Origin of the sequence: Burkholderia sp. AU44665 (assembly GCF_030504405.1) — a bacterium.
Classification (GTDB): domain Bacteria; phylum Pseudomonadota; class Gammaproteobacteria; order Burkholderiales; family Burkholderiaceae; genus Burkholderia; species Burkholderia semiarida.
The window spans coordinates 47,158-60,931 of sequence record NZ_JAUJRI010000025.1; the positions used below are offsets into that span (position 1 = coordinate 47,158).

The following is a 13,774-nucleotide window of genomic DNA, read 5'->3' on the forward strand; positions in this document are numbered from 1 at the left end:
TTCGGCAAGCGAAAGACGACTTATCGCGTGACACGGGCGCCTTGTCGCGGCATGTCGATCGCAGCTTTCAGTATCGGTAAGCGCGGCACCTGAAGCGATACGGCTGCCGCATTTCTTCGAACCGGATGACGTTGGACAACTCCGCCGTTCGTTCCGGTTTTCGACACCAGCCCATACGACATATAGTTGTTCTCACCCAGTCTCAACACCAGATATTGACCAATGACGATGCCAACCGAGCCCTCATACGTATGCAAGCGCGACGGTCGCGCGGCGCCTTTCGATCTCACCGGGTTAACACGGGCGATCGCTGCAGCGGCCCGCGCGACGCGCGAATTCGACGACGATGAAGCGGCGGCACTCGCAGCACAGGTCGCATCAAGTCTGGCGCAAGCAGCGATCGCCGCTCCGGACACTTCAAGGACGCGCGCACTTTCCGAACAGGCGCCGCTCGCCAACGATCGCATCGAAGCCGTCCGCCCGCGTTTCATACCGCGCGACGATGCGGCTGCGGCCGAACGGCGCGTCACGATCGACGTCGCCGCCACGATCAACGAGTATCTGGATCGCTCGGACTGGCGAGTCAATGCGAACGCGAATCAGGACTGGAGTCTCGGCGGCTTGATTCTGAATACGAGCGGAAAAGTCGTGGCCAACTACTGGCTGGACTGCATATACGCGCCCGAGATCAGCGACGCGCACCGCTCGGGTTCGCTGCACATTCACGATCTCGACATGCTGGGCGGATACTGCGCAGGCTGGTCGCTGCGGCAGCTTTTGCATGAAGGCTTCAACGGAGTGCCAGGCAAAATCGAGTCCGCTCCACCCAGGCACCTGTCGTCGGCGATCGGCCAGATCGTGAATTTCCTCGGTGCGCTACAGAACGAATGGGCCGGCGCACAGGCATTTTCATCGTTCGACACCTACATGGCGCCGTTCGTCCGCGCCGACCGGCTCGACTTCGCGCAGACCAAGCAATGCATCCAGGAACTGGTCTACAACCTCAACGTACCGAGCCGCTGGGGCACGCAAACGCCGTTCACGAATCTGACGTTCGACTGGACCTGCCCCGATGACCTCCGCCATCAGGTTCCGCACGTCGGCGGCCGCGAGATGCCGTTCACCTACGGCGACCTCGCGAACGAGATGGAGATGGTCAATCGAGCGTATCTGGAGGTGATGACGGCCGGCGACGCGAACGGCCGTGTGTTCACGTTCCCGATTCCCACTTACAACATTACCGCGGACTTCGACTGGGATCATCCGAACGCGACGCTGCTGTTCGAATTGACCGCACGATACGGAGTGCCTTACTTCCAGAACTTCGTCAACAGCGAACTGCGTCCGCGCGACGTGCGTTCCATGTGCTGCCGGCTTCAGCTGGACATGCGCGAACTCTACAGACGCGGCAACGGCCTGTTCGGTTCCGCCGAGCAGACCGGCAGCGTCGGAGTCGTCACGCTGAATTGCGCGCGCGTCGGCCACGAGTGCCGTCACGACGAAACGCGGCTGTTTTCATGCATCGACGCGCTGCTGGAACTCGGACGGCAAAGCCTGGAGATCAAGCGGAACCTGGTTCAACGCCTGATCGACTCGGGGCTGTACCCCTATACGCGTCGCTATCTCGGCACGCTGCGCAATCACTTCAGCACGCTGGGCCTGAACGGCGTCAACGAGATGATCCGCAACTTTACCGGCGATCGCGACGACATCACGACGGCGGCCGGCCACCGCCTGGCCGAGCGTCTGCTCGACCATGTTCGCAACAGGATCGCGCGCTTCCAGGAAGAAACAGGACATTTGTACAACCTCGAAGCGACACCGGCCGAAGGCGCGACGTATCGATTCGCGAAGGAGGACCTGCTCCGCTATCCGGACATCCTTCATGCAGGCACGCGCGAGAAACCGTACTACACGAACTCCACGCAGTTGCCGGTCGGCTTCACGGACGATCCATTCGACGCCCTTTCCCGCCAGGAATCGCTGCAGTCGCGATACACCGGCGGCACGGTCCTGCATCTGTACATGAACGAAGCCGTCTCGTCGGTCGACGCCTGCCGGACGCTCGTACGGCGCGCGTTGACCCGCTTTCGCGTGCCGTACATCACCGTGTCGCCGACGTTTTCGATCTGCCCGAGGCATGGCTACCTGAGCGGCAAGCACGAATTCTGCCCGAAGTGCGACGCGGAACTGCTGGCCGAAAAACTCGCGTCGTCGGGCGCCCATCGATCCGGCGGCGATTGCCGGCTCCGCTGACGGCGTCACACGACGATTCGCCCACACAACCATTCTGGAGGATTGCCAACATGCTCGCTCGTCCCGACACGACCCAACAACCCACCGAGCGTGCGCATGCCGCGGCGCTGCCCAATCACGAACGCACCCGCTGCGAAATCTGGACGCGTGTGATGGGCTATCACCGTCCGGTGTCGGCCTTCAACATCGGCAAACAGGGAGAATTTGCCGAACGCGTGTTCTTCTTGGAGCGGCGCTGACAATGGATGCCGGCCGATCGCACGGGCCGAAGCTCGGTGGCATCGTTCCGTTTTCATCATGCGACTACCCTGGTCGACTGGCATGCGTCGTGTTCGTGTCAGGATGTCCGTGGCATTGCCACTATTGCCACAATCCGCATCTACGTGTGCGAAACCGCCAAACCGGTTCGATCGAATGGAACGACATTCTCAGGTGGCTCGACACGCGCAATGGACTGCTCGATGCGATCGTGTTCTCCGGTGGCGAGCCGCTGGTGGAACGGCATCTGCCGACGATGATGGCGCACGCGAAATCGCGCGGCTTGTCGATCGCCCTTCATACGGGCGGCGCGTATCCCGATCGTCTTTCGCAATGCCTGCCGCTGATCGAGTGGATCGGATTCGACGTCAAAGCCCCCTTCTCGACCTACGATCGCATCACTCGGATCCCCCGCAGCGGCGAGGCGGCGCAACGCTCGCTTGAACTGATGCTTGCAAGCAACGTGACGTTCGAGTGCAGGACCACGATCCACCCCGCGCTTCTCGACGATGCCGACTTGATCGGCATCGCGCAAGCGTTGGCTGATCGCGGCATAACCGAACTCGTACTCCAGCCGTTTCGGCCCGACGGATGCGTGTCGGACCGCCTGCTCGGTATGCGAACGCCCGACGATTATCCCGGAGACGCACTGTTGGGCCGGTTGCGAGACATCCTGCGCAACGTGCACGTGCGTTGGCCGACGTGATGTTCGTCATTCGAGTATCCAACGGTAGCCGCTGCTGAGCCGCCGCCGGAAGAACCCGAACCCATGCGGCGCTACTTCCATTGGTACAGCATCCCGGCGCCGACCACCTTCTGGTTGCCGCTGAAGCCACCGTTGAGCGACGCCTTGAGGTTCTCGGTAATGCGCGCCTGCATGCTGACCGCCATGGCCTTCTGACCGAGGAACGACGCAGTACCGATGCCCATCCCGAAATTGGCGTCGCGATCGAGCTGTGGAATCGATGCCATCGCGCCGACGGCCGCGATGCCTTCCTTCGCCATCTGGTCAGTCTGCTGGAGCTGCGATCCCAGCGAATTGATCTGCGTCTGCTCGTCCGACAGCGCCGACGACAACGTCGTCTGCACCTGCTTCAGCTGATTCACGTTCACCGCGTCGGTCCCTTCCGTGCCCGGCGCGACGTTGACGATCTGGCGCTGCTGCGTATCGTTGCCGACCGACACGACATTCTCGCGCCCACCGTCGGTCGAGTTCCGGCCGATCGCGACCGAATTCGATCCGGCCGTAACGGTCGGACTATCGCCGCCGGTGCCGTTCAGGTCAGCCGCGACGCCGCTATCGTGGGTGATCGTCGTGGACAGCGAACTCAGCGTGTTGTTGATGTTCGTCACGCCGGTCGACAGCGATGCGACCGTGCTGTTGGTCGTGCTCAGGCCTGTCGACAGTGAACCGATGCCCGTCGAAGTCGACGTGGACAGCGATGTGACGGTGCTGTCCGTCGTACTCAGCCCGGTCGACAGCGAATTGATAGCCGTGGACGTCGACGTAGACAGTGACGCGACGGTGCTGTTCGTCGTGCTGAGGCCGGTCGACAACGAACCGATGCCAGTCGACAGCGAAGAGATGTTCGACACAGTCGATGTCGACAGGCTGTTCAGCGCGTCGTTCGTCGCGTGGAGCTGGCTGCCGTTGACCGCGTCCGTGCTCGTCGGCGACAGCTGGCCTGCAGCGACATTCGTGATCTGCCGTTCGTGGCCCGGCTGTCCCACGCTCACGACCCCCTCCGGTGCGTTGCCCGCGAAGAAGTAGCCGATGCCGCCGATCGTTTCGCCCGACATGCCGGTCGCATTGCCCGTGACCGAGTTCGCGCCGAGGGCAATCGAATTCGCGACGCTCGCCGTGGCCGACGCGCCGAACGCGAGCGCGTCTTCGGCGGTCGCCGATGCCGCTGCCCCGAATGCCTGCGCACCGGTCGCACGCGCAACGGCCTTGTTGCCGAGCGCGATCGTGTCGTCCTCGGTCGCTTCGTTCGAACTGCCGATCGCGAGCGCGCCGTCGCCGCTGGCCGTATTGCGCGAGCCGATCGCCACCGCGTAGCGGCCGGCCGCCGAAGCGCTGCGACCGACCGACACCGAGCCCACCGACGCCGCGTGCGAGCTGTCGCCGACGGCGACGCTGCCGGCTCCCTCCGCGGTGGCGTTCACGCCAGCCGCGAGCGCATCGACGCCTGTTGCACCGTCGTCCGCGTAGTTGCCTTGCTGCGTGCCGTTGTCGTTCACGCTGAAGTAGTGCGTCTTGGCGCTCCGAATCGCCGTCGACGTCGACGTGGATAGCGACGTGATCGAGCTGGTGACGGTCGATACACCAGTGGACAGCGATGCGACGCTGCTTGTGGTCGACGTGGACAGCGAGTTGATCGAGCTGGTCGCAGACGACAGGCCGGTCGACGTAGACGTCGACAATGACGCCACCGAACGGTCGGTCGAACTGAGTCCCGTGGACAGCGAGCCAATCGAGCTAGTGGTCGTGGACATGCCGGTCGAAGTCGACGTCGACAGCGAAGCGACCACGCTGTTGGTCGAGCTCAGGCCGGTCGACAACGAGCCGATGCCCGTCGACGTCGACGTGGACAGCGAGCCGATGTCGGCGATCGTCGTACTCGCCACGGCATAAAGCTGGCTTCCGTTGATCGCGTCGGTGCTCGCTGCGCTGACGAGGCCGGCACCAACGTTCTGGATGCGACGCTCGCCGTTGACTGCCCCCACGCTGACCACGCCGCCCGCAGAATCGGCGCCGGCATACGGGCCGAAGCTCTGCCCCGCGATCGTGGTGTCGCCGACCGTCCCGGCCCCGCCGGTCGTCGCGGTTGCCGCTCCCGTTGTCGTCGACCTGTTGCCAAGCGCGATCGAATTCGCAACGTTCGCGGTCGACTCGGCACCGATTGCGACAGCATTCTGCCCTGACGCAATCGCGCTCTGCGCCAGCGCGACCGCGCCGGCCCCCGATGCAAGCGCGTTCGCGCCGACTGCGGTCGCATTGGCGCCCGTCGCGGCGGCAGACCGGCCGACCGCGACTGCACCGACATCACCGCTCGCCATCGCCCCGTTGCCGAAAGCGAGCGCGTCCGCGCCTGTCGCGATCGCCGAATTGCCGATCGCAGCCGAGCCGTTTGTACCGGTCGCGCGTGCCGAATAGCCAAGCGCGACAGAGCTGTCGCTCGCGGTCGCGGTGGTGCCGATGGCTACCGAGCCGGCGCCTGATGCAGCGTTGTCGTTGCCGATCGCAACCGCCCCATCGCCGGTCGCCGACTGGCCGATGCCGATCGCCACGGCACCGCCGTTCAGCGTACCGCCGTTTGCGGTCGTGCCGGACGAGCCGATTGCGACGTTCTGCCCGACTCCGCCCGAGATAGCGCCATCGCCCTCCGCGATCCCGTATGCGCCCTTGACGGTCGCCCCGCGACCGACCGCGATGCCGGACGTAGCCCCGTCGACGACATTGGCCTGACCACCGACAGCAATAGCGTTGATTCCCGCAGCTTTCGCTCCAGCCGTGTCGTCGGCACCGATCGCTACGGCGCCGCTGGCGATCGCTTGAGCACCTGCATCGGGCGCAGACGAATTTCCACCGATTGCGACGGCATTGTTCCGTGAAGCATGCGTGTTTGCGCCGATTGCAATTCCGCTGACGGCATTTGCGGTCGCGAGCGTTCCGATGGCGATCGTATCGGTCTCGCTCGCTACCGGACTGACGCCGATAGCGGTACTGCCCTGACCGCTGGCAGTACTGTAGAGGCCTGTCGCGAAACTGCCGACACCACTCGCGGTGGTGCCCCATCCCAGTGCGGTCGCACTCATCCCGGTTGCATGCGCTCCACATCCCACCGCAAAAGAGTTCAGACCAAATGCGGTCGTGAAGTTGTTGCTCTGAGTATTATTCGGTGCGTACGTGACATTACCGAATACCTGCTCCGAACCGCTGAACGGCACAATGCCGGCATTCGCGCCCGCATTTGTCGCATCGCCCCACGAAGTCATCGAATTCTGCGCGCCGAATCCGAACAACCCGCCGAGATAATTGACACCCGATCCATATACGCCGGCCCATAAACCCGGACCGGAAGTAAGCATCGAACAGTCGCCGTCACCGACGAAGCCAACGCCCGTATCGCCATATTGGACTCCACCGCCACCGCTCGACCCCTTAATCCATCCCGAGCCATTCGAGTTGGACATCCCCGCATCGGTCCCTCCGACTCCGGCGAACGCCGGCGCCGCGTACGGGAGTGCAACCGCACATCCAAGCGTGATGCAGATCGCACGCGTCCGGTAACTAAACGGCAGTGTCGAGGGGGACGACGCCGCCGGCGTTTCCCGCTTGGTTCTGCTTGTCGAGCGGGAAATTTCCGAAACGACAACCCACCTCGCGAACACGGAGTTCCAAATAATCTTATATATGCGATTCACCTATACCACCCATTCGTCAACAGCACGTCAATTACAAAATTCCGATTAATAATCAAAATTCGCAAATTAATAATTTCCTAGTTATCAATCGATCCAGCCGAAAAACGGCAAACCATTTTCAATTAATCTGTCCTTCCAATAAACTGGAGTCCGAACAAATCCATTCAACTGTTGACGAGGACCAAGTTTTAATGCGAGCTTTCCATCTCGCGCTTTGGATGTGAACGCGTGCCGATCGACGGGTGAAATTCGTGAACGAGCGGCGCCGCTGTGCCGTCGCATTTCGGCGGTCCGGCGGGGTTCGTCTGATCTTCCCGGATCACCCGAAAAACATCACGATTCATTTAACTTTCCGTGAGGACTTCGACACCGGCCGCCGCCTACGATGGGCGCATGTTTTCAGGACCTGCTTCCAGGAGCCCATCATGCCCACCCGCAGACATCTGCTGTTCGCCGGCGCCACCGGCCTCGCCGCGCTCGCGGCGCTGTCGTCCGCCGGCCGCCGCGCGCTGGTAGGCCGCGCGTTCGCCGCGCCGCCGGTCGGCTCGCCGAAGGCCGCCCCGTTCGAGATCACGCACAGCGACGCCGAATGGCATCGCCGCCTCTCACCGGCCCAATACACGGTCCTGCGCGAGGCCGGCACCGAGCGGCCGTTCACCAGCCCGCTGAACGACGAGCACCGGCACGGCACGTTCGCGTGCGCCGGCTGCGGCCTCGCGCTGTTCTCGTCGGCCACCAAGTTCGACAGCCATACGGGCTGGCCGAGCTTCTGGAAACCGCTCGACCACGCGGTCGGCACCGACACCGACGCGTCGTTCGGGATGGTCCGCACCGAAGTGCACTGCCGCCGCTGCGGCGGCCATCTCGGCCACGTGTTCGACGACGGCCCGGCGCCCACCGGGCTGCGCTACTGCATGAACGGCGTCGCGCTCGTCTTCCACCCGGCCGCCGCCTGATCCGGCCCCATTCCGTCCGACTGGAGAACGCATCATGCTGCTCATCGTCCTTGCCTATCTCGGCGGCGTGCTCACGATCCTGAGCCCGTGCATCCTGCCCGTGCTGCCGTTCGTGTTCGCGCGCGCCGACCAGCCGTTCGTGCGCACCGGCCTGCCGCTGCTCGCCGGCATGGCGCTCACGTTCGCCGTCGTCGCGACGCTCGCCGCCGTCGGCGGCGGCTGGGTCGCGCAAGCCAACCAGGCCGGCCGCTGGATCGCGATCGTGCTGCTCGCGGTGTTCGGCCTGACGCTGCTGATGCCGCGTTTCGCGGAACACCTGACGCGCCCGCTCGTCGCAGCCGGCAACCGGCTCACCGGGTTCGCACAACGCGACGGCCGCCCGGCCGGCCCGGCGTCGTCGCTGCTGCTCGGCGTAGCGACGGGCCTGCTGTGGGCGCCGTGCGCCGGCCCGATCCTCGGCCTCGTGCTGACCGGTGCGGCGCTGCGCGGCGCGAGCGTCGGCACGACGCTGCTGCTCGTCGCGTATGCGGCCGGCGCGGCGACCTCGCTCGGCGTCGCGCTCGTGATCGGCGGCAAGGTGTTCGCCGCGATGAAGCGCTCGCTCGGCGCCGGCGAATGGATCCGGCGCGGGATCGGCGCGACGCTCCTGGCCGGCGTCGGCGCGATCGCGCTCGGCCTCGACACGGGCGCCCTCGCGCAGTTGTCGACCGTCACCACGGGCGGGCTCGAAACGAAGCTCGTCGACCGTCTCGGCGGGCGCGCGAACGGCGCGCCGGCGGCAACGGCCGCGACCGACGCCACCGACAACGACAACGCGACGAGCGGCGCGATGATGGCCGCGGCAGCCAATGGCGCGCAGACCGGCGGCGGTGCGCTGGCCGGCGGCGCGATGATGCGGACGGCCGGCGCCACCGCGGCCGCACTGCCGGTCGAAGGCACGCTGCCGTCGCTCGACGGCGCGGTGCAGTGGCTGAACTCGCCGCCGCTGACGGCGGCCGGGCTGCGCGGCAAGGTCGTGCTGGTCGATTTCTGGACGTATTCATGCATCAACTGCCTGCGCACGCTGCCGTACACGACCGCCTGGGCGCGCAAGTACGCGCCGTACGGGCTCGTCGTGATCGGCGTGCACGCGCCGGAGTTCGCGTTCGAGCGCGACATCGGCAACGTCAAGAAGGCCGTGCACGACCTCGGCATCGACTACCCGGTCGCGATCGACAACGGCTATTCGATCTGGCGCGCCTTCGACAACCAATACTGGCCCGCGCACTACTTCATCGATGCGCAAGGGCGGATCCGCCATCACCACTTCGGCGAAGGCGAATACGCGCAATCCGAACGCGCGATCCAGTCGCTGTTGGCCGAAGCCGGCCATCCGGACGCGCTGAACGTGCCGCTCGGGCTCGCCGGCGCGCCCGCGAAGGGCGCGCTCGCGGCGGCCGACAGCGCGGACGTCCGTTCGCCCGAAACCTATGTCGGCTATGCACGCGCGGAGAGCTTCGCGTCGCCGGGCGGCGCCGTGCGCGATGCGGCCCACCGTTACGACGCACCGGCCCGCCCGGATCTCAATGACTGGGGCCTCGCGGGCACGTGGAACGTCGGCGCCGAGCGCGCGTCGCTCGCCGCGCCGGACGGCCGGATCGTCTACCGCTTCCATGCGCGCGATCTGCACCTCGTGCTCGGCCCGGGCGCGAACGGCCGGCCCGTGCGCTTTCGGGTGACGCTCGACGGCGCGGCGCCCGGTGCCGCGCACGGCGCCGACGTCGACGCGCAGGGCTACGGCACCGTCACCGGCCAGCGTCTGTACCAGCTCGTCCGGCAGCCCGGCGCGATCGCCGACCGCACGTTCGCGATCGAGTTTCTCGATCCGGGCGTCGATGCGTATGCATTCACTTTCGGTTGATCGCGCGCGCCGCCGCCATTCGGCCGCCGTGTTTTCTCATCCATTGAACAGGAGCAAAAGATGAACCCGATCTCCACCCGCGAAGCCGCGGCGCGACGGCGCGCGACCTTGCTGCGCCGCATCGGCGCCGTCGCCGTCGCGGCGGCCGCCGTGTTCGGCTACCAGCGCATCGTCAATTCCGCCGAACCGATGCGCACCGTGCCTGCCCCCACGCTCGACGAAACGCCCGGCGCGTCGCACGACGAGACGGCCGTGCTCGCCGGCGGCTGCTTCTGGGGCGTGCAGGGCGTATTCGAGCACGTAAAAGGCGTGAAGCAGGTCACCGCCGGCTATGCAGGCGGCGCGTCCGAAACCGCGCACTACGCGCTCGTCGGCTCGGGGCTGACGGGGCACGCGGAATCGGTGCGCATCGTCTACGATCCGACGCAGATCACCTACGGTCGGCTGCTGCAGGTGTTCTTCTCGGTCGCGCACGACCCGACCGAGCTGAACCGCCAGGGCCCCGACGAAGGGTCGCAATACCGGTCCGCGATCTTCCCGACCACCGCGCAGCAACGCGCGGTCGCGACCGCGTACATCGCGCAGCTCGGCAGCGCGCATGTGTTTCCGGCGCCCGTGGTCACGCGTGTCGAAGCCTACAAGGGGTTCTATCCGGCCGAGGCCTATCACCAGAACTACCTCGAACTGCATCCCGATGCGCCGTATATCGCATTCAACGACCTGCCGAAGGTCGCCGGGCTGAAGCAGCGCTTCCCGGCGCTATACCGTGCCGACGCGGTGCTGTGGCGCGAAGCGCGCTCGTGAGCCGCTCGTGAGCCACTCGTGAGCCGCTTGCCGACCCGCGCGGCTGCGTGTGACGCGGCGCCGCCCGCCGCACGGCGGCGCCCCGGCCGCCATGCATCGGCGGCGGCTGACTTGCGCCACGTCAACGAATCGGCGAGCCCGATGCCGGGGCAAACCCGCATCGCGTCCGCGGCGGCCGGCAACTTCGCGTAGACTTCTCCTGATCCTCGCCGCATGATGCGGCATCCGGACCAACCGCCCAGCCAGGAGGCGTCACGCATGCGCGCAGTGCCTTTGCCTGACAGCAATACCCTCGAAGAACCGTCCACCGGCGCGCTCGTGCGCGATCTGCGCCGCGTGCCCATTCATCCGGATTACTGGTACCCGCTCGCGTGGTCGCGCGAGCTCAAGCGCGGCAAGACGCTCGGCGTGCGCTTCGCCGGCGATCCGATCGTGCTCGTGCGCACCGAATCGGGCGCCGTGTATGCGCTCGAAGATCGTTGCGCGCACCGCCAGGTGCCGCTGCACGCGGGCGTCGTGAGCGGCGAAACGCTGCGCTGCTGCTATCACGGCTGGACCTACGCGTGCGACAGCGGCCGCTGCGTCGACGTGCCCTACCTCGGCCGCGAGCGCTTGCCCAACGGCGTGCGTGCGTATCCGTGCCGCGAGGCGCACGGGCTGATCTTCGTGTTCCCGGGCGACGCCACGCTCGCCGACGAACGCCCGTTCCCCGCGCTCGAATCGGCGGACCACCCCGCGTACAAGACGCGCCGCTTCGGCCGCGAGGTCAAGTGTCACTACTCGTTCATGCACGAGAACCTGATGGACATGAACCATCAGTTCCTGCATCGGAAGCAGATGGGCCAGATGCGCGCGCGCTCGGTGGGCCGCCGCCGCGGCGACGACTGGGTCGAGGTCGATTACACGTTCGCGCGGATGGAAGGCAAGCAGCCGGTCGGCGAGGCGCTCGTGTTCGGTTCGAGCAAGAAGCCCGGCGACCAGGCCAACAAGAGCGTGATGACGGTGCGCACCGAGTATCCGTACCAGACGCTGCAGATCCGCTCGAGCGAAGGCACGCTCGTGATGGATCTGTGGATCGTCTACGTGCCGCTCGACGCCGAGCAACGCACCAACCGCACGTTCGGGCTGCTGTCGATCCACAAGCCCGGCATCCCGTTCGCGCTCGATCTCGCGTGGCCGTTGCTTGTGTGGTTCACCGAGCGCATCTTCCGCGAGGATCGCTGGATCGTCGAGCGCGAGCAGGAAGCGCACGACGCCCAAGGCGCCGACTGGAACCACGAGGTGTTTCCGGTCATCAACGAGCTGCGCGACCTGCTGCGCCAATGCGGCGCGCGCACCGTGATCCCGATCCGCGACGCGCGCGACGGCGCGTGAGGCGACGCATGGCCTCGCCGCGGCGCGCGCACCGTTAAAGCGTGAACGCGCCAGGCAGCAATGCGCGGGCCGTCGTGATCTCGACGGCCCCTTTCAGGTTGGCGAGGATCACCTCGATGTCAGGCTTGCCGATCTCGACGATTACCTGACGGCATGCGCCGCACGGCGCGATCGGGCCGTCGGTGTCGCCGACGACCGCGAGCCGCGCGAAATCCCCCGGCCGATAGCCGGCGGCGATCGCGGCGAACATCGCCGTGCGTTCCGCGCAATTGCACAGGCCGTACGACGCGTTCTCGACGTTGCAGCCGTGGAAAACCGTTCCGTCTTGCGCCAGCAGCGCCGCGCCGACCTTGAAGCGCGAATACGGCGCATACGCACGTTCGCGCGCCGCCTTCGCCTGTTCGATCAGTTCGTCTCGTTCCATCGTGTGATGTCTCCCGGAGCAGAGGTCAGCCGATCTGCTGGTAAAGGGTCGGCGGCGCTTCGCCGGTCTCGCCGAGCACATAGCTGCGGCGAATCGCATCCGCCGCATGGGCCGCCGTTGCTTCGTCGCGGGCGTGCACGAAGCCGAGCGGCTCCCCGGCCTCGATGCGCTGCCCGATCTCCGCGAGCGCCGTGAGGCCGACGCTGACGTCGATCGCGTCCTCCGCGCGGGTGCGGCCACCGCCGAGCGCGACCACCGCCAGCCCGAGCGCGCGGCAATCGACGCGCCGCACCACGCCGCTCGCAGGCGCCGGAACCGGCACGATCACCGCCGCCCGTGCCAGATGCCGCGCGGGCGCGTCGAGCAGGTCGGCGGGACCGCCGAGCGCGACGACCATCCGTGCGAAACGCTCGGCCGCCGTGCCGGAATCGAGCGCGTGCTGCAACTTCTCGCGCGCATGGGCGGCATCGCGCGCCAACCCGCCGGTCACGAGCAGTTCAGCCGACAGCGCCATCGTCACGTCATGCAACCGCGCGGGGCGCGACTTGCCCGTCAGGTAATCGATCGCGCATGCGACCTCGAGCGCATTGCCCGCGCATGGCGCGAGCGACTGGTTCATGTCGGTGAGGATCGCGGTCGTCTTCATGCCGGCGCCGTTGCCGACGTCGACGATGCTGCGAGCCAGCTCCGCCGATTTCTCCGCCGTCGGCATGAACGCGCCGGAGCCGACCTTGACGTCCATCACGAGCCCGTCGAGCCCCGCCGCGAGCTTCTTCGACAGGATCGACGCGGTGATCATCGCGACCGATTCGACGGTCGCCGTCACGTCGCGGATCGCGTAGATGCGCTTGTCGGCCGGCGCGAGCCGCGCGGTCTGCCCGATGATCGCGACGCCGACCTCGCGCACCGTGCGGCGAAACGCGTCCGTCTCGGGCATCACGTCGTAGCCGGGAATCGCGCTCAACTTGTCGAGCGTGCCGCCGGTATGGCCGAGCCCGCGCCCCGAGATCATCGGCACGTAGCCGCCGCACGCGGCCACCATCGGCCCGAGCATCAGCGATACGACATCGCCCACGCCGCCCGTCGAATGCTTGTCGATCACCGGCCCGCCGAGATCGAGCGCGCGCCAGTCGAGCACGTCGCCGGAATCGCGCTGCGCGAGCGTCAGCGCGACGCGCTCGTCCGTGCTCAGGTCGTTGAAATACACGGCCATCGCGAACGCGGCCACCTGGCCTTCCGTCACGCTGCCGTCGGTCACGCCGCGCACGAACGCGGCCATCCCGTCGCGATCGAGCGGCTGCCCGTCGCGCTTCCTGCGAATGAATTCCTGCGGTAGAAACATCGTTGCCTCGCTTCGATCGGTCGGAGTCTGCT

11 protein-coding genes are annotated in these 13,774 nt (G+C 66.4%); 7 read left to right on the plus strand and 4 right to left on the minus strand.

What is annotated here, in order from left to right; all coding sequences use genetic code 11:
• Positions 1-222 precede the first annotated feature (222 nt).
• Genes QZM15_RS29635 through QZM15_RS29645 form a run of 3 tightly spaced genes read left to right on the plus strand, consistent with a single transcriptional unit; the run spans position 223 to position 3,220 of the window.
• Entirely contained in the window at positions 223-2,256 is a 2,034-nt protein-coding gene (locus QZM15_RS29635; protein WP_226291424.1) for a ribonucleoside triphosphate reductase, read from the plus strand.
• A 50-nt stretch (positions 2,257-2,306) separates the two neighbouring features.
• Complete coding sequence (gene nrdD, locus QZM15_RS29640) at positions 2,307-2,495, plus strand: anaerobic ribonucleoside-triphosphate reductase (RefSeq protein WP_226291425.1); 189 nt, start codon at positions 2,307-2,309, stop codon at positions 2,493-2,495.
• Between the two features lie 2 nt (positions 2,496-2,497).
• Entirely contained in the window at positions 2,498-3,220 is a 723-nt protein-coding gene (locus QZM15_RS29645) for an anaerobic ribonucleoside-triphosphate reductase activating protein (RefSeq protein ID WP_226291426.1), read from the plus strand.
• 71 nt (positions 3,221-3,291) lie between these two features.
• On the opposite strand, the gene QZM15_RS29650 is transcribed toward QZM15_RS29645, so the two are convergent.
• Both QZM15_RS29650 and QZM15_RS29655 read right to left on the minus strand, forming a co-directional pair.
• A complete protein-coding gene (locus tag QZM15_RS29650) occupies positions 3,292-6,942 on the minus strand; it encodes a YadA-like family protein (RefSeq protein WP_302107795.1) in 3,651 nt (1,216 codons plus the stop codon).
• 188 nt (positions 6,943-7,130) lie between these two features.
• Positions 7,131-7,286, minus strand: a complete 156-nt coding sequence (locus QZM15_RS29655) for a hypothetical protein (RefSeq protein ID WP_302107796.1) — start codon at positions 7,284-7,286, stop codon at positions 7,131-7,133.
• 81 nt (positions 7,287-7,367) lie between these two features.
• On the opposite strand from QZM15_RS29655, the gene msrB reads away from it, so the two are divergent.
• From msrB to QZM15_RS29675, 4 genes are all read left to right on the plus strand, one after another.
• Entirely contained in the window at positions 7,368-7,898 is a 531-nt protein-coding gene (msrB, locus tag QZM15_RS29660; protein WP_302107797.1) for a peptide-methionine (R)-S-oxide reductase MsrB, read from the plus strand.
• A gap of 34 nt (positions 7,899-7,932) precedes the next feature.
• Positions 7,933-9,798, plus strand: coding sequence for a cytochrome c biogenesis protein DipZ (locus QZM15_RS29665; protein ID WP_302107798.1), 1,866 nt, complete (start codon positions 7,933-7,935; stop codon positions 9,796-9,798).
• 60 nt (positions 9,799-9,858) lie between these two features.
• Positions 9,859-10,602, plus strand: coding sequence for a peptide-methionine (S)-S-oxide reductase MsrA (gene msrA, locus QZM15_RS29670; RefSeq protein ID WP_060314537.1), 744 nt, complete (start codon positions 9,859-9,861; stop codon positions 10,600-10,602).
• 258 nt (positions 10,603-10,860) lie between these two features.
• A complete protein-coding gene (locus QZM15_RS29675; RefSeq protein ID WP_302107799.1) occupies positions 10,861-11,976 on the plus strand; it encodes an aromatic ring-hydroxylating dioxygenase subunit alpha in 1,116 nt (371 codons plus the stop codon).
• A gap of 34 nt (positions 11,977-12,010) precedes the next feature.
• Here QZM15_RS29675 and QZM15_RS29680 read toward each other — a convergent pair whose 3' ends face one another.
• A complete protein-coding gene (locus QZM15_RS29680) occupies positions 12,011-12,400 on the minus strand; it encodes a cytidine deaminase (protein ID WP_059578857.1) in 390 nt (129 codons plus the stop codon).
• 25 nt (positions 12,401-12,425) lie between these two features.
• Positions 12,426-13,742: a thymidine phosphorylase gene (gene deoA, locus QZM15_RS29685; protein ID WP_089466041.1), complete on the minus strand. Its 1,317-nt coding sequence runs from the start codon at positions 13,740-13,742 to the stop codon at positions 12,426-12,428.
• Between the last annotated feature and the right edge of the window lie 32 nt (positions 13,743-13,774).